The sequence below is a fragment of the Limosilactobacillus sp. WILCCON 0051 genome (assembly GCF_039955095.1).
In the GTDB taxonomy this organism is placed as follows: domain Bacteria; phylum Bacillota; class Bacilli; order Lactobacillales; family Lactobacillaceae; genus Limosilactobacillus; species Limosilactobacillus allomucosae.
The window spans coordinates 1,710,100-1,727,252 of the sequence record NZ_CP154878.1; the positions used below are offsets into that span (position 1 = coordinate 1,710,100).

Sequence of the window (17,153 nt, forward strand, 5' to 3'; positions counted from 1 at the left end):
AACATGCTTGTTTTAATCTAAGAAAGGCAATTCATCACGTATTAAACGTGCTTCCTTGCCTTTTAATAGCTTTCAAATAAATAGTTTATTTTTCATCAGCGATAAAGTCAAGCGCCAATGAAGCAGCCCCAATCACGCCGGCATCATTGCCCAGCTGAGCCAGTTTGAGCTGCGTGGAAGTCCGTACCGTTGGAAAAGCGAACTTTTGGAAGCTTTGTTGAACGCGCTTAAGCAGGAATTCACCAGCTGCGGAAACCCCACCGCCGATAACCACCGTTTCAGGGTTCAGCGTGTTGCTGATGTTGGCACATGCCAGCCCCAGGTAGTACGTAACCTTCTTAACGACTTCGTTTGCCAAAAAGTCGTTTTCCTTAGCCAGGTCAAAGACGATCTTGGCCGTAATCTCGTCGCCATTGTCGATCATGGCCTTCAAACGACTGTTGCCTTCGTATTCTTCAGCTGCATCCTGGGCCAGGTGAACGATCCCGGTAGCAGAAGCGTATTGTTCCAGACAGCCGTGGTTGCCGCAGGTACATTCATAGCCGTTTGGTTCAACGATGATGTGGCCAACTTCACCACCAGCACCATTGACACCATGAACCAGCTTGCCGTTGGCGATGATCCCGCCGCCGACGCCAGTTCCCAGCGTAATGAATACCACGTCGTTACCTTCATGACCGGCACCCTTCCAGCGTTCGCCCAGGCCGGCACAGTTGGCATCGTTGTCCAGAGCAAACTTCAGGCCAGTACCTTTTTCGATTTGCTCCTTGACTGGCTGCAGCGTCTTCCAGTTCAGGTTGTAGGCGCCAATAACCGTTCCTTCTTCGCGGTTAACCGTTCCTGGCGTCCCCATGCCGATCCCGATAAACTGGCTGCGGTCCATCTTGTACAGATCAATGTGGTGGTTGATGGATTCAATAATGTCGGGAACGATGTGAGAACCCTCATCCAAAATGTTAGTCCGCAGCGACCACTTTTGTTGGATTTCGCCTTGGTCCGTCAAAATAGCAAACTTGATCGTGGTCCCGCCAAGGTCAACACCGATTAACTTCTTGTTCATGCTCTAATTTCTCCTTTAACCTCAATAAATCCCTTGCCTCAATAAGGCGATTTGTTTTCTTGATTCAGTTCTTCCTCAATGCGATGCTCTTTTCTTAAAACCAGTTTGGCCTGCATGTATAAATCCTTGTCCAAGACACCTGCTTGATAAAGATTGTCAACTTCGATGGCCATCAGCTCAATATCCCAAAGTCTTTTGCCAACGTAGACGAAGACGTTGAAACGTTTTAAAAGCTGTTGAACATCATATAGCGTGCGAATCTCACGAATTGGTTTCATTTTAGCAATCCCATTTCCAAAAAAACTGTAATCGTTACAATCAATATAGTGCCACTTAGAAAGCGTTTTAGCAAGTCCATCCTGCCCAAACGCGGTGCACCAACCACGGCTGCCATAAAGAATCCACCTAAAAGCCCGCCTAGATGACCGGCCAGATCGATTCCCGGCACCAAGATGTCGGTTCCAAGGTTAAGCAGCACCAAAATCAAAAACTGGTGGGCCAGCGAATGAATTGCCGGCTCATCCCAAAAGGCCAGTCCCAGCATCAAAAAGGCGCCAAACAGGCCAAAAATACCAGTGCTGGCACCAGCAGAAATTGACTGTGGCAAAAAGACCGCACTGGCCAGATTGCCCATCAGCGTACTCATTAGATAAATCGCCAAAAACCGCCAGTGCCCAAACAGATTTTCAATATACATGCCGATAAAATAAAGCGTTACGCTGTTAACTACCAGATGCGTGAGTCCAATGTGCACGAATCCCGGCGTAATCAAGCGCCACCATTCTCCTGCTTTGATCAGTGGCGTGTAGCGCGCGCCAAATTCAATTAGAACTTGGGAATTAGTCGAGCCGCCCGCCAATGTCATCAAGATAAATACGATGACTTGAATCAAAATGATCAGACTGGTAAGCGGTGCTTTTTGCCATGCTTCTTTCATGTTTATTCCTGCTCTAGATTAGGTTAATGACCTGACCAATCCTAACGTCATGGTCCTCAACTGGCCATTCAGCTTCATCAGCCAGCTGAGTCGTCAAAGCCAAAGAAACCGTCTTGCCCGAATAGTCAGCCAGGTAGCGGTCGTAATAGCCGCCGCCAAAGCCCAGCCGCTTGCCATCAGCAGTAAAGGCCACTCCCGGTACAACAATCAGATCGATCTCCTGTGGTTTTAAGACCGTCCCTGCCAACGGTTCCAAGACGCCAAATCCAGTTTCTTCAAATTCGGTATCCTCATCAATTTGAACAAACTCCATTTGCCTTTTCGGCAGCGTGCGCGGAACCAGCACTCTTTTTCCTTCATGCCTTGCATGCAGAATCAGCGGTGCCGTGTCCAGCTCAAACGACTGGCTCATGGTCAGAGCAACCGTCTTGGCATTGGTCCACTGCGGCAGATCGTAAAGCTTTTGCGCTAGACGATGCTGTTCGCGCAGCCGCGTATTTTGATCCAGCTGCTGCAGCCGGGCAAGATACGCCTTGCGCATTTCCTTTTTTGAATGTGTCAATTTTCTCTCTCCCTCCGTAAAACGTATTGACAGACGTTTACAAAAGGTTATTATCACCGCTAATGGCAATTTATGCAAGCGTTTTTGCACAAAAATTGCAACCGTTCGCATAATTTGCACCAAAATACCAAGCTGGTTCCCTAAATCAAAAAAGCAGTCTTCTCCTTAAAAACCAGCTATGCCAGCAATTGATCTGCCAAACGAAAACTTTCTTCAACTGCCATGAATTTCAGATCAGTATCGTAATCAGACGTCATCATCAAGCTGAGAAGACGCGTCATCAGTCAGACATGCTTCTTTTAAAAAAAGAAAAAGACTCAACTGCCAGTCAGCAGCTGAGTCTTGGTTAGATTTGAATTACTTGGTTTCGCGGTGCAGCGTAACCTTGCGTTCCCGTGGGCAGTACTTGTTCAGTTCAAGACGGTCCGGGTTGTTACGACGGTTCTTGCTGGTCAAGTAAGTCCGTTCGTGGCATGAAGTACATTCAAGAGTAATGTTTACACGCATTGGTGGCAACCTCCAAACTTTTTTCAGATTTAATTGGTTATTCGTAACCCTAACTCGTACAACTATATCATCAATTCGCTGCTTTGACCAGAGTTTTGTCCAAGATTGTTAAGGAAATTCCCTTGACAGCTATAATTTACAGCTCTATTGATAATCTTTCGAGCTCTTAACATCCTTCCAAAAGGCCTTAAAGATCTGCGAAGCCATCGTCAGGTTGGCCCCGCCATCAGAGTTGCTTGCGCCTGGAATAGCCAGGGCAACTACGACCTGTGGATTGTCAGATGGTGCATAGCCGGCAAAGCTGAGCGTAACCGTGCTGTTGTTCTTGTAGAACGTTTCGGCCGTACCAGTCTTACCAGAGATCGACGGTGTATCGCTAGCCAGCTTCTTACCAGTAATGTAGGTACTTGAGCCGTGAACCACGTCATAGAGACCTTCTTTGACGATTTTCCATTCAGCGGCAGTGGCTGGGATGGTTCCCAAGACTTCCGGCTTAGTAGTATATTCGATAGCTCCCAGTGAACCATCCTTGTTGGTCCCCCGCACCTGCTTAACGATGTATGGCCGCATCCGATAACCGCCATTGGCAATCGTGGACATGTACTGAGCCAGCTGAATCGTTGTATAGCCGTCGTAGTTACCATATGAAAGGTCAAGGGCCGAACCGATATTGGACTGTTTGGAAGGGCCCTCATAGCCGGAGCTTTCGCCTGGCAGGTCAATCCCCGTCTTAACCCCTAAGCCGAACATCTTGAAGTAGTAGCGCAGCTTGGTAAAAATCGACGGGTCAAGATCAATCGCGCCACCAGAGACATATTTCATGCCCCCTTCTTTCATGGCCAGCTGCATCATGTACGAGTTGGATGAAACTTCCAAAGCCGTGGCCGCATTCAAGGCAATGTTGGCACTGCCAGTCTTGTTGAACCAAGAAGTCTTGGCACTGGTTCCGGCCAGCTTGATCGGCATATCAGTCAAGGTGTTGTTGCTTGGCGTGATTACCCCGCTCATAAAGCCACCCATGATCATGGCACCTTTAACAACCGACCCCATTGTAATCGGATGGTTGATGGCACCGATCTCATCGGTCGTCTGCTTGCCAGTCGTTGGGTCCCGGTCAATCCCAGCCATTGCATAGATCTCGCCGGTATTTGGATTCATTACGACGGCATAGACCCCGGTTGAATAAGAAATCCCAGCTGACGAGTAGTTCTTTTCCAGAATGCTTTGAACCTGCTTTTGGAACTTGGAATTGATCGTCAAGACCAGGTTGTCGCCCTTCTTGCCGGCATACTTAACCTTTTCTTTGGTGGTATTGCCAGTCGTCGTAACCTCAGTCTGCGACTTTGAGCCGGCTAAAGTTGATTGATAGAGCTTTTCCAGATAGCTTTGCCCAACGTCATCGTTTCGCGAGTATCCTTGAGCAAGCATGGAATTCAGCTCATCGCTCGGCAGCCCGGATGAAAGCGTCCCGGTTAAGGTTTGAATGTCTTTGCCCTGTGGATAGTTTCGCGTCCAGGCTTTCCCAATCTTAACCCCTGGCATTTCGCTCAGATGCTCGCCGACTTCAGCCAATTCTTTAGCGGTAACGCCGGTTGACTTGATATAAGTCGTCGACAGCGAGTAGGCGCCGCTCATCGCAGCATAGATCCGCGCCTTATTCTGCTGCAGCTTGGTCAGCTTGTAGACTTCTGGGTGCTTGTTCAAGTAGGCCAATGCCTTGTTGTATTGACCATTGCTGGTGACCTGACTGGACAGGTGCAGCTTCTTGACAATCGCCTTCAGATTATCGCTGTCGGCCAGATAGTAGTCTTCTGCCTGACGCTGCGTCAGCTTGGTCTTAGTGCCAACGTTGACGTAATTACCGAGGCGATTGGCGATCTTATACAGATCTGCACTGGTAACGTCAGCGCCTTTAGTATAGGTAATTGCCTGATGGACCTGATTGCCGACTAAAACCTTGCCGGATGAGTCATAGATCATCCCTCGCTGAACATTGTTGGTCTGCACGGTAGTATCCGAGCTTTTAACCTCAGCTTTAAAAGATGATCCATTCAGCACCTGCAGATAAAACAGGCGGGCAACCAAGGCCAGTAAAAGGAGCGCTACGATCCATAGCAAAAAGTTCAATCGCGACGGAATCACGGATTGCGCGTTTTTTTTGCCCTTTTTGCGTTGATCGAAGATGCCCTTAAAGCGATTTAAGAACTTCAATTTTAATAATCTCCTTAGACAGAATAAGTCTATTTTAACAAATTTTTTGCAGCACGACCGAATCGAACTGCAAGATTGTCCTCAAGAGTTTAACTATACTCTTTTATTTGCAAGATTAAACCTATTATGAGATGATTTAACGAATTTTAAGCAAGGAAACCACGAAGTTTTCACACTTTATGGCTATAATGAAAAACGTAATTTTCATTCCTAAAGATAAGGATCTGTTTTGATATGACACATACCGTTCGTCAGCGCCGTTTGGTTTTGCTGATCAGTTTTTTGCTGCCCGTCCTGATTATGGGCGGCTACTTTGCCTATCGCGGCATGGCACCATTTGGCAGCAGTACTGTCTTGACTGTAGATCTTGGTCAGCAGTATGTCGACTTTTTTGCCTATCTGCGCTCGTCGCTTCTGCATCATCCCAGCAGCCTGCTCTATTCATTTAGCAAGGGGCTGGGCGGTGAGATGTGGGGTACCAACGCATACTACCTTTGGAGCCCGTTAAATCTGCTGCTGCTTTTCTTCCCCGCGCAGCATCTGGCCAGCGGCATCGCTATTCTAACGCTGCTGAAATACGGACTGGCTGGCCTGACGATGGCCTGGGTGCTTGACCGCGAAAAGATTCAGCAAGGGCCGCGCATTTGGATTTTTTCAACCCCCTACGCCTTAATGGGCTGGATGGTGGCCAACCAGTTCAATCTGCTTTGGCTGGACGTCTTGTTTCTGCTGCCGCTGATCATCTATGGTGAGCGCAAATTATTGTTCGGCCGCAGTCCCTGGACCTATACGCTGTGGCTGGCAGTGGCCTTGATCGATAACTACTATATGGCCTGGATGGTTGCCATCTTCACCATTTTATTTGGAATTTGGACGATTGCCAGTGAAAAAACGACCTGGCAGTGGCAATGGCATGCAGCCGGCCATACCCTGGGACGCTATCTGGGCAGCTCACTGCTTGCTGGAGCCATCAGCGCGTTCGTTCTGCTGCCGACTGCCTATGCCTTAACGCAGAGCAAGGGCACCTATACGACCACGTCATGGAACTGGAAGCTTGAGTATAATCCATTAAAGATGCTGGCCAAGCTGGTGCCTGGATCATTCAATTTCAATCAGATGCCAAGCGGTCAGCCAAATATTTATGTTGGTATGCTGATTATGCTGGGCGCCGTCCTTTACTTTTTCAATCGACGCGAAAAAATTGCCGGTCGTCTGACAGCCGGTCTGATTACCTTGTTTTTGCTGGCCTCTTTTTGTATCGAGGCCCTGGATCTGTTCTGGCATGCAGGTCAATTCCCTGTTTGGTATCCGTATCGCTTTTCCTACCTGTTTTCATTTTGGTGCATCTGGCTGGCCGCGCGTACTCTGCAGCCTGATTTTCGGATCAAATGGCCGACCGCGCTTGGCCTAGCGGTTTTAGTCGGCAGTATTTTTGCCTACCTGATGCTAAAACAGGTCAGTCATCTTTCGTATATCAATCGCAATCAGCTGCTGATCGGGCTTGGTTTTGCAGCGATTGCCATTTTGGCACTGTTGATTCCGCGTTACGGCAATTCGCGACTCTATGACCTGCTATTGATTTTGTTGGCGGTCTGTGACGTCAGCACCAGCGCATTTACGGCGCTAAACAACATTTCTTATGTCTCACAGGCTGAGTTCGGCAACTATACCAAAGAACTGGATAAAGCCGTTACCAAGCTCAAATCGCTGGACAGCGGCCTTTATCGAACCGGCAAGACCTTTATGCGGACCAAGGATGATCCATTCCAAGCTGACTTCAACAGCGGCGATCACTTTGGCTCAACGCTGGAACCCGCTCAGCCGGCATTTATGGGGGCAATTGGGCAGCCAGATGGCGATGGCTTTATCACCTACACGGATGGCACGCAGGTTACCGATTCACTGCTGGGCTTTAAGTACTTCTTACAGGAACGGCATAATGGCAAGCAGAATGGCAGCACCGTTTTGCCGCAGACCAGTCTCAGACCTGATCTCAAGCAGCAAAAAACGATTGCTCAGACTTCAATGGTCAATATCAAGTCCAATCAAGCTGCACTGCCGATTGCATTCGGTGCCAGCAGCCAAGTCCTGAATCTGACGCATAACACGCTGGATCCATTGGCCTATCAGTCGCAGATCTTCCAGTCGCTGGCGGGTCGCGGCGTCAATCAGTCGCTGTTTTTGGTCCAGAACTTTAACCACGTCACGTTTGGCAATGTTCAATCCGCCGTTCAGATTACCGGAACCACGTTTAAAAAGCGCAATCTGCTGACGCCGGCAAGCATTGAGCTTGAGTTTACCCCGACGACCAATAATTCCTATTACCTGACTTTAGGCGCCAACGTCAAGAACAATGCCACGATTACGATTAACGGCAAGGCCCTGACTCAATACGATACCTATCGCAATACGGTAACGGTCAACGTCGCCAACCATGCTAAGGGTAAAACCATCAAGATCGTCTTTAGTCTCAAGAACTCAACGCTCTGGATGCAAAACGTCAGTCTCTACATGCTTAATCAAAAAGCCTTCAATGCCAGTCTCAAGACTTTAAAGCAATCGCCATTAAAGGTCTCCAGCTATGCCGCCAACCGAATTTCGGGCACGGTCAATCTCAAAGCTGGCCAGGATCTTTTAATGACTACCATCCCTTATGATCAAGGCTGGCACGTCAAGGTTGATGGCAAAACCGTTACGCCTAAAAAAGCTTTGAGCACTTTTATGGCAATTCCAATGTCGACTGGTAAACATAAGGTCTCTATGTACTACATTCCACCATATCTGATCTTAGGAACCACGATCAGCCTGCTGGCAATTGGCGGCAGCATCTGGTGGCTTAAGAAAAGCCGACAAAAGCGCTAATGTTATATTAATTAAAAAATAAAAGGATGACGCAGCTGACGTCATCCTTTTTTGATGGTTTTGATTTTAGTCATCAATTTTAGCAGCATTGAGCATCAATGAGCTGGCAACTACCGAAGCCGAGCTGAAGGCCATTGCCAGACCAGCCAGTGCCGGGCTGAGCACCAGTCCCCAATGCGCAAAAACGCCAGCTGCAATTGGAATACCAATCAGGTTGTAGATCAGCGCCCAAAACAGATTCAGCTTGATGCGCGCAAAGGTTTTTTTAGCAATCACAAGCGCCTTGACGACATCCTTAAGACTGTTTTTAACCAAGACGATGCCGCCCGTTTCAATTGCGACATCAGTTCCCGACCCCATGGCAATCCCAACGTCTGCGACTGCCAGGGCCGGCGCGTCATTGATCCCGTCACCGACAAACGCCGTCACCCCAGACTGCTGCAGTTTTTTGACCTGTTGAGCCTTGTCACCGGGCATTACCTCGGCAATCACTTCATCGATACCGACCTGTTTGGCAACTGCTTTGGCTGCCCGTTTATTATCACCGGTAATCATCACCGTGTGCATCCCCTGCTGCTTTAGTCTTGCGATGACTGGCTTGGCAAACGGCTTCGGTGCATCTTGAATCGCGATCAGGCCAATGATCAGTCCATCTTGACCAACCGCTGCCGTTGTCTTGCCAACTTCCTGGAGCCGTTCGATTTGATCCTGCCATTCTTTGTCAAGCGGCTGACTGGCCAGCTGAGGCTTCCCGACAAAAACCTGATGCCCATTGATCTGGCCGGTAACGCCCTGCCCCGCTCGATTTAAAAATTCAGTCACGTCTGGCAAGGCGATTGCCTGCTTTTGCGCTGCTTTTACGATCGCATCAGCCAGTGGATGCTCTGAAAGCGACTCTAAGGCGGCTGCCAGCGTTAAGACTTGCTTTGGGTCGCCAATCACATCCGTTACGACCGGCTGTCCCTGCGTAAGCGTACCGGTTTTATCAAAGGCAATATTTTTAATATGACTGGCAGTTTCCAATACTTCGCCGTTTTTGATCAGAATCCCCATTTTGGCCGCGCGTCCCGTCCCAACCATCAAGGCAGTCGGCGTAGCAATTCCCAATGCGCATGGACAGGCAATTACGATCGTTGAAACGGCAAAGGTCAGTGATCTGGTCAGCGTGGCATCCAAAAAGACATTCCAGATGGCAAATACCGCAATCGCAATCATCAATACAATGGGAACAAAAACATCAGCGATTCGATCAGCCATTTTTTGAATCGGCGCGTGGCTGGATTGGGCATGTCTGACAATTTCGACGATCTGAGCCAGCATGGTATCCTTGCCAACCTTTTCAGCCGTGTACTCTAATATACCGGTTTGATTAAGCGTCCCGCCGATTACCAGATCGCCAGCCTGTTTTTCAATCGGCATGCTTTCACCAGTAATCATTGACTCATTGACCGTTGAATGACCCTTAACGATTCTGCCATCCGTTGCAATCTTTTCTCCTGGTCTGGTCAGCAGCCGATCGCCAATCTCGACTTCTTCAATCGGAATCTCACTGGTTTGACCGTTTCTGATTACCGTGGCCTGCCTTGCCTGCAGTTCCAGCAGCTTAGTCGTTGCCTGCGATGCCTGTGTGCGCATCTTGTCTTCCAGATACTGGCCTAATAAGACAAAGACGATAATATAAGCAGCACTTTCAAAAAACACGCCTTGATGATGCATCAGGGCACCAATGCTGTAAAGATATGCCGTCAGCGTTCCTACCGCAACCAGCGTGTCCATGTTGGCATGATGATGCAAAAATGCAGCCCAGGCACTTTGAATAAATGCACGCCCTGATATCAGCATAATCAAAGTCGTCAGTACCAGCGCAATCCAGTCACCGTTTGGCAGCATCGGCCAGGCAAGCAGCATGGCCAGCATGTCGTAAAGCATTGGCAAAGAAAGCAAAAGTGCCAGCCAGAAACGTTTTTTGATGCTCATCATTTGACGATCACCTTGCCATGAAACATATTCATTCCACAGGCAAATTCATACTCACCGGCTTGACTGGTGTCAAACTCAATCTGGTGCAGCTGATTTTGCGGCAGCTGCTCATTGATTCCCTGTTCTGGAAAAACTACTCTTTCCAGGCAGGATGAAGGATCCTTGCGATAAAAATCCAATTCGGCCGGCACGCCCTTTTTTAAGACGATCGTACTTGGCGAGTAGCCGCCATTGACCTCGATCCGAACTTTTTGATCTTGACCATTATTATTAAGCCGTGCTGTCATGGCTTTTTCTTGATGATGGCCAAAGAACCACCAACCAATTGCGACAATCAAAATTACAGCTATCAATAAAATCATAACTTTAAGCATTTGTTGAGCCTCCTTTTTGTTTACACATGTAATTATTAATATAATCAGTCTGCACTTTTAAATTACATTTGTCAACAATAAAGGAATAAAAAATCCCCACTTCATTTTGAAGCAGGGAATTAGTCTTCACCAATACGATTTGACAAAGACCCAATAAATCTTGCCGATCAGATGGCAAAGGTTTACAGATTACTTAACTTCCAGAATCTTGACATTCATCGTCCCATTTGGAATCTCAATTTCAACCTCTTCGCCGACCTTGTGACCAATCAGGCCCTTAGCCATTGGCGATTCATTGGAGATCTTGCCGTTCAGCGGGTCAGATTCAGATTCGCCAACGATTTGGTAGGTTTCTGGCTCTTCATCTGGCAGTTCCTTAAACGTTACCTGACGACCCATCGAAACCTCGTCGGCAGCCACGTCATTGTTGTCAATGATCACTGAGTATTGCAGCATGTGTTCGATCTGTGAGATCCGGCTTTCAACGAATGACTGTTCATCCTTGGCAGATTCATATTCAGAGTTTTCCGAAAGGTCACCATAGCTGCGGGCGATCTTGATTCGCTTGATTACTTCTGGGCGCCGTACCAAGCGCAGGTTTTCCAGTTCTTCTTCCAGTTTCTGCTTACCTTCAGCCGTCATTGGGTAGCTTTTTTCTTCAGCCATTTCAACAACTCCTTTAAATTTTCCTAGATTTCTTTTTTGAATTTCGTCTTTTGCAACGTTAACATGCTCAACATTAATTGTAAACCATCATTATGCTTACTTTAGTTCAGTATGACCGCGCTTAACCAGAATGTCGCGAACCTTAGTCGATAAAAGATCGATTGCGACCTGGTTCTCGCCACCTTCTGGCACGATCAGATCAGCATAGCGCTTGGTTGGTTCGATGAATTGGTGATACATTGGCTTAACCGTTGCCAGATACTGACCAATAATCGAGTCCAAAGAACGCCCGCGCTCTTCCATATCGCGCTGAATACGGCGGATGATACGAATATCGTCGTCGGTATCAACATACACCTTGATATCCATCAGATTACGGAGCCGCTCATCATCCAGGATCAAAATGCCTTCCAGGATAATTACGTCTTGTGGTTCAACATGCACGGTCTCCTTAGCCCGCGTGTAGGCTTTGTAATCATAAACCGGCATTTCAACGGCTTGATTGTGCCGTAGTTGTCCCAGCTGCTCGACCAAAAGATCCGTATCAAAGGCCAAAGGATGATCATAGTTGACCGCCTTGCGCTGTTCCATCGTCATGTCAGCCTGGTCGTTGTAATAGGTATCTTGAGTAATAATCTGGATGGATTGTCCATGCAGCTGATTGTAGATGGCTCGGCTAACCGTGGTCTTGCCACTGCCGGAGCCACCCGTTACGCCAATAATGATTGGACGTTTGTCATCATTGTTCACGCTAAATTCTCCTTTATTTATCAATACGAAACTTAGTATAGCGCAGCCAGATAGCAGCGACAAGTTTATTCAGCAGGATTTGTCGCGGTCGCGGGTTTTTGCTGCAGTTTTTCAACGATCTGGGGCGTTGACTGGCTTCGTTTCAAATAAAAGCGCCCCGCCTTAATGCCCTGCGTCTTGTGCGTCTGCAGGTAATAGTCGAATACATAGGCATTGCGAACCAGTTTCTGCTTTTTGAGCAGCGTACCGGCCTGTTTATCGGTCGCACCTTTAGGAATCACAACCACGCGTCTGGTCTGGTCATCAGCATCTACCGGCAGCAGTTCATGATTAAACCAGCCATGCGCAATCAGGCCACTAACGATCAGAATAGCAATCAAAAGCAGGGTCACGATGTTTTGGCGACGAATCTGTTGTTTGGTAAAATGGGGCATTTTAAGTTCCTCAAACAAAATAGCAAAAAGGGACCGCCTTTTTAGACGTTCCCTAATTAATGACTGCAATTAACGAATTTCTGCATTCAAAACGTTTTGCAGGTGTTTTTCAACTCTGGCAAAAGCTTCATTGACTTGGTCTTCTGTCAGCGTGGTATCATCGGCTTGATAAGTCAGCGTGTAGGCCAGCGACTTCTTGCCGTTTGGCAGCTTGGCTCCCGTGTAGACATCAAACAGGTGAACGTCTTTGAGATATTGACCGCCTTTTTGGTAGATCAGATCAACGATTTCTTCATTTGTCACGTCCTCATCGATCAGCAGCGCAATATCACGCGTTACGGCTGGGTACTTGCTGATATGACGGTACTGTTTTGGCAGCTTGTCGGCAGCCAGCAGTGCTTCGACGTTCAGTTCAAAGACATAGGTTGCTGGGATCTTCAAGTCCTTGGCCATTTGTGGGTGAACCTGACCAACGAAGCCAATCAGCTTGCCGTTTAGCAAAATATTGGCCGTCCGACCAGGGTGCATCTCAAGCCGAGTGCTGTCAGCCACGTATTCAATCGTGCCGGCAATCGCCATGTTATGCAGGTAGCGTTCGACGATTCCCTTGATCTGATAAAAGTCAACCGGACGTCGCTTTAGATTCCAGCTGTCAGACAACAGACTGCCTGCCATGGCCCCGGCAACGTGTTCTTGTTCTTCAGGACGCTCGCCGCCTTTTGGAATGAAGACGCGACCTTGTTCATAAAGCGCGATGTCTTCTACCTGACGCGTGGTATTGTAAGCTACGTCAACCAAAAGACCACTGATGATGCTTTCACGAGCCGTCGTGTGATCAGAGCTCATTGGATAGTCAAGCTGCATTGGTTCAACGGCTGGTTCAATCGTAAACTGCTGAGCCTGTTTTTCATTCATCAAAGAATAGCTGATTGCCTGGTTCAATCCCATGCTCTGTAATGAATGGCGCGTGGCCTTCAAGAACTTTTGGCGCTCGTTTAATCCGCCCAGCGTCCGCGTCATGGTTGGCAGGGTTGAAGGAATGTTGTTGAAGCCGTACAGACGAGCGATTTCTTCGTTCAGATCAGCTGCAATGCTGATATCCCAGCGCCGTGCCGGTACATTTACGACCAGCGTATCGTCATCCGATTGCGTGTAGGCAAACTTTAGGCGATCAAAGATGTTTTCAACCTGAGCCAGTTTCAGATCCGTACCCAGCACGGCATTGATCTTAGTCAAAGACATCGTGATTGGCGTTGACTTGATTGGCGCCTCACTGCCAGTAACGATGCCCTGTTCAACCTCACCGTCAGCCAGCTGCTGCAGCCAGTAAGCAGCTTCGTTCAGAGCCGTTTCAACCGTTTCTGGATTAATGCCCCGTTCAAACCGCATTGAGCTTTCGCTGTGCAGATCCAAGCGGCGAGCCTGCTTGCGAACCATGACTGAGTCAAAGATAGCCGCTTCTAAGACCACGTTTTGCGTCTGATCACTGACCGCCGTGTTTAAACCACCCATCGTTCCGGCCAGGCAGACCGGCTCGTCGTTTGAGGTTACCACGATGTCTTCTTTTTGCAGCGTTTGTTCTGCCTCATCAAGCGTTACGAACTTTTCGCCCTCATGCGCATGCCGAACGCTGAGCTCATGAGCTGGCAGCCGATCATAGTCATAGCTGTGCATTGGCTGACCATACTTAAGCAGGATATAGTTGGTAACGTCCACGACATTGTTGATTGGCCGAATGCCTGCATTCCACAGACGAATCTGCAGCCACATCGGACTGTCGCCCAGCTTAACGTTCTTGATCACCCGAGCTTTGTAGGCTGGTGCAATCTGTGGATCAGGGATCGTAATCTTCAGCAGGTCAGCAGCTTTTTGCGGACCGTTTTCCTTAACGTCATGTGAAACGAAATTGTTTGGCAGATCATAAATCGCGCTCAGATCATTAACGTTGCCATACATACTCAGCATATCGCCCCGGTTAGGCGTCAAATCAGTATCAATGATCGTGTCATCCATTCCCAGGTAGCCAAAGACGGCATCGCCCACCTTGGCATCGTCTGGCAAGAACCAGATGCCTTCTTCATAAGCCTTTGGTGCAATCTTGTCACTAAAGCCGATTTCCTGCAGCGCACACAGCATGCCGTTTGATTCTTCGCCACGAATCTTGCCGCGCTTGATCTTGGTGCCGTCTTTCAGCTTGGCACCAGCTAAGGCAACGATAACCTTCTTACCGGCTGCCTGATTAACATTTGGTGCACCACAGACAATTTGAACGACTGCCCCTTCGCTGATCTTGACCTGGCACAGATTGAGGTGATCAGAGTCTGGATGCGGCTTGACCGATTCGATCTGACCCACGACGATATTGCTCAGGCCATCACTTGGCGAGTAGACCTCATTAATGTCAACTGAGGTCAGAGCCAGCTTTTCAGCCAGCGCGCCAGGTTCAATCTGGTTCTTTTCAAGCGGCAGATATTCATTTAACCATTGGTATGAAACTTTCATTGAAATTATCCTTTCTGATCAAATTGCGTCAAGAAGCGCATGTCGTTTTGGTAGAAATCACGAATGTCTTCAACACCGTATTTAATCATGGCAAAACGGTCCGGCCCCAGTCCAAAGGCAAAGCCGCCATATACGTCAGGATCAACGCCTGACATCTTCAAAACGTTTGGATGAACCATCCCGGCACCCAAGACTTCAATCCAGCCGTTGCCTTTACAGATAGCACAGCCCTTGCCCAGGCAGTTGAAGCAGGTAACGTCGGCTTCAACGCTTGGCTCGGTAAATGGGAAGTAGCTTGGCCGCAAGCGGACCTTCAGCTGATCGCCAAACAGGTTTTGGGCAACGACTTCCAGCGTCCCTTTCAAGTCAGCCATCGTTACGTGCTCACCGACAACCAGCCCTTCTACTTGATGGAACTGATGACTGTGCGTGGCATCATCAGTATCGCGCCGGTAGACCTTGCCTGGCGAGATCATCTTCAGGGGTCCCTTGGAAAAGTCGTGTGTTTCCATCATCCGGGCCTGCATTGGCGAAGTCTGCGTCCGCATCAGAACTGATGGCGTGATGTAGAAGGTATCCTGCATGTCGCGGGCTGGGTGATCCTTGGGCAGGTTCAGCTTTTCAAAGTTGTATTCTTCTTGTTCAACTTCATCGCCGACTGCGACTTCATAACCCATCCCGATGAACAGATCAACCAATTGATCAATGATCTGCTGAATCACGTGCGGCTGACCTTGTGCAACCGGTGTTCCCGGTAAGGTCACGTCAATTGACTCGCTTTGCAGCTTAGCGTTCATCAATGCCTGTTCCAGACTGGACTTTTTGTCTTCTAAAGCCTGCTGCAGCTCATCGCGAACCTCATTGGCAAACTTACCGACTTTTGGCCGTTCTTCAGCGCTCAGATCACGCATGCCGCGTAAAACGTTGGTGATTGGCCCTTTTTTGCCCAGCAGCTTGACCCGGATATCATTGACGTTCTTCAGGTCATCACTGTTTGCAATTTCATTGAGACCTTGTTGACGCAATTCTTCAAGTTTTTCTCTTAAACCCATCAATTTTCCTCCTTAGCGTGGCCACAAAAAAACTCGTCCTTCGACGAATCGAGGGACGAGTTGTTCGCGGTACCACCCTGGTTTATGACAATGTCATACGCTCAAATGACTGATAACGGTCGTCAACCGGGATACAAGGTACCGACTCCGGAAGTGAAATTCACTGATGAAAGCAGAAATGACTTGCAGTCGATGATCATTTCTCCCTAGATGCCGTCGGTTCAGCTACTAATTTCCATCAAAGTCGTTTTAGTTAAATATAAGGCTATTTTAGGCAATCATGACAACGCGGTCAAGTCCTAATTTTAGTCTTTGCCGCACCACTGATCGCTCCATTCGTGCACGGCTTCCATGACTGGCGCCAGATCACGACCTCGTTCAGTCAGCGAATAATCAACCCGACTTTCCCCAGGATAGGTATTGCGTGAAACAATTCCGTCTTCTTCCAGTTCCTTTAAACGTTCGCAAAGTACCCGGTCGCTGCATTTATCAACGTGTGCGGCCAGATCCTTGAAACGCTGCGTATGTTCATGCAGCAAGACTTCAATGATTAATCCATTCCATTTTTTGCCCAGCATGGCAAACGTTTCAGTGAACTTTGGACATAGTGTGAAATCATCCTGTTTGACCTTTACTTGATCCATGTAATCTTCCCCTCTTCAAAACTAAATCTTTTTACTGTTTTTGGAAGGAGTCGCATGCCAATTCACAATTTCTTTTTGCTGCTCAAGTTTTTTGCGCAGTGGGCCGAAAAACTCATGCTCAGCCTCGTAGTTGTCAACCATTGAAACGATCAGGCTCTCCATATAGCGTGGTACGGCCATCGTAGCGCCAAACATGTGCTTTAAGATAATATCGCGCTCTTTTTTGTTTAGATGCGTAATCTTTTCGGCATTGCGCAAAGCAACCCGTGGATGAATAAAGGCATGCGATCCCAGATTGAATTTGGTAGTTCGCCAGTCATAATAAAACAGATCGTGCAAAAGTCCGGCGCGAGCAGTGCTCTTGTAGTCCAGATGCATTTTCTTTGCCAGCTTGTAGCTGTCGAAAGAAACGGCAATCGAATGCTGCAGGCGATTGGAATGATGATGCTGCTTATAGTGCGCAAGCCTTTTAACGGCCGGCTGTTCCAGCAGATCTTTGACCAAGGATACATATTCTGGATCTTGACGCCATTCGTTCTCGGTTTTCATAGTAACTGGCCCCTTCCTTTATTTGTCAATATCATACATGATTTGCCATCAAAAATAAATTAA

General features: G+C 48.2%; 16 protein-coding genes. 1 reads left to right on the top strand and 15 read right to left on the bottom strand.

The genetic code is table 11. From position 1 onward, the window contains the following. Positions 1-85: 85 nt before the first annotated feature. The 6 genes from ABC765_RS07815 to ABC765_RS07840 form a co-directional block, all read right to left on the bottom strand. Positions 86-1,060 (bottom strand): ROK family glucokinase, encoded by a 975-nt coding sequence (locus ABC765_RS07815; RefSeq protein ID WP_347980133.1) that lies wholly within the window; start codon positions 1,058-1,060, stop codon positions 86-88. Between the two features lie 38 nt (positions 1,061-1,098). Next, on the bottom strand, positions 1,099-1,338 hold the full coding sequence (locus tag ABC765_RS07820) for a YqgQ family protein (RefSeq protein WP_033935698.1): 240 nt from the start codon (positions 1,336-1,338) through the stop codon (positions 1,099-1,101). After that, positions 1,335-1,997, bottom strand: a complete 663-nt coding sequence (locus tag ABC765_RS07825; RefSeq protein ID WP_347980134.1) for a rhomboid family intramembrane serine protease — start codon at positions 1,995-1,997, stop codon at positions 1,335-1,337. Before ABC765_RS07825 ends, ABC765_RS07820 begins: the two co-directional genes overlap by 4 nt. 13 nt (positions 1,998-2,010) lie before the next feature. Continuing rightward, complete coding sequence (locus tag ABC765_RS07830) at positions 2,011-2,559, bottom strand: 5-formyltetrahydrofolate cyclo-ligase (RefSeq protein ID WP_347980135.1); 549 nt, start codon at positions 2,557-2,559, stop codon at positions 2,011-2,013. A 357-nt stretch (positions 2,560-2,916) separates the two neighbouring features. Continuing rightward, positions 2,917-3,066, bottom strand: coding sequence for a 50S ribosomal protein L33 (gene rpmG, locus ABC765_RS07835; RefSeq protein ID WP_033935278.1), 150 nt, complete (start codon positions 3,064-3,066; stop codon positions 2,917-2,919). 144 nt (positions 3,067-3,210) lie between these two features. Next, positions 3,211-5,277 (bottom strand): penicillin-binding protein 2, encoded by a 2,067-nt coding sequence (locus tag ABC765_RS07840; protein ID WP_347980136.1) that lies wholly within the window; start codon positions 5,275-5,277, stop codon positions 3,211-3,213. Positions 5,278-5,511: 234 nt separating this feature from the next. Here ABC765_RS07840 and ABC765_RS07845 point away from each other — a divergent pair, with 234 nt between their 5' ends. Further along, on the top strand, positions 5,512-8,139 hold the full coding sequence (locus ABC765_RS07845; RefSeq protein ID WP_347980137.1) for a YfhO family protein: 2,628 nt from the start codon (positions 5,512-5,514) through the stop codon (positions 8,137-8,139). Positions 8,140-8,205: 66 nt separating this feature from the next. On the opposite strand, the gene ABC765_RS07850 is transcribed toward ABC765_RS07845, so the two are convergent. The 9 genes from ABC765_RS07850 to ABC765_RS07890 form a co-directional block, all read right to left on the bottom strand. After that, positions 8,206-10,116 (bottom strand): copper-translocating P-type ATPase, encoded by a 1,911-nt coding sequence (locus ABC765_RS07850; protein ID WP_347980939.1) that lies wholly within the window; start codon positions 10,114-10,116, stop codon positions 8,206-8,208. Then, a complete protein-coding gene (locus ABC765_RS07855; RefSeq protein ID WP_347980138.1) occupies positions 10,116-10,493 on the bottom strand; it encodes a cupredoxin domain-containing protein in 378 nt (125 codons plus the stop codon). The genes ABC765_RS07850 and ABC765_RS07855 overlap by 1 nt, the downstream gene beginning before the upstream one ends. Positions 10,494-10,682: 189 nt before the next feature. Then, on the bottom strand, positions 10,683-11,159 hold the full coding sequence (greA, locus tag ABC765_RS07860; protein WP_033935282.1) for a transcription elongation factor GreA: 477 nt from the start codon (positions 11,157-11,159) through the stop codon (positions 10,683-10,685). 96 nt (positions 11,160-11,255) lie between these two features. Further along, entirely contained in the window at positions 11,256-11,909 is a 654-nt protein-coding gene (gene udk, locus ABC765_RS07865) for a uridine kinase (protein ID WP_347980139.1), read from the bottom strand. A gap of 65 nt (positions 11,910-11,974) precedes the next feature. Further along, positions 11,975-12,343, bottom strand: a complete 369-nt coding sequence (locus ABC765_RS07870) for an endolytic transglycosylase MltG (protein WP_347980140.1) — start codon at positions 12,341-12,343, stop codon at positions 11,975-11,977. Between the two features lie 69 nt (positions 12,344-12,412). Beyond that, on the bottom strand, positions 12,413-14,845 hold the full coding sequence (gene pheT / locus ABC765_RS07875) for a phenylalanine--tRNA ligase subunit beta (RefSeq protein WP_347980141.1): 2,433 nt from the start codon (positions 14,843-14,845) through the stop codon (positions 12,413-12,415). 5 nt (positions 14,846-14,850) lie between these two features. After that, positions 14,851-15,897, bottom strand: coding sequence for a phenylalanine--tRNA ligase subunit alpha (pheS, locus tag ABC765_RS07880; protein WP_006499986.1), 1,047 nt, complete (start codon positions 15,895-15,897; stop codon positions 14,851-14,853). A gap of 305 nt (positions 15,898-16,202) precedes the next feature. Next, positions 16,203-16,541, bottom strand: a complete 339-nt coding sequence (locus ABC765_RS07885; protein ID WP_302518031.1) for a helix-turn-helix domain-containing protein — start codon at positions 16,539-16,541, stop codon at positions 16,203-16,205. Between the two features lie 21 nt (positions 16,542-16,562). After that, on the bottom strand, positions 16,563-17,090 hold the full coding sequence (locus ABC765_RS07890) for an HD domain-containing protein (RefSeq protein ID WP_347953574.1): 528 nt from the start codon (positions 17,088-17,090) through the stop codon (positions 16,563-16,565). Positions 17,091-17,153 lie beyond the last annotated feature (63 nt).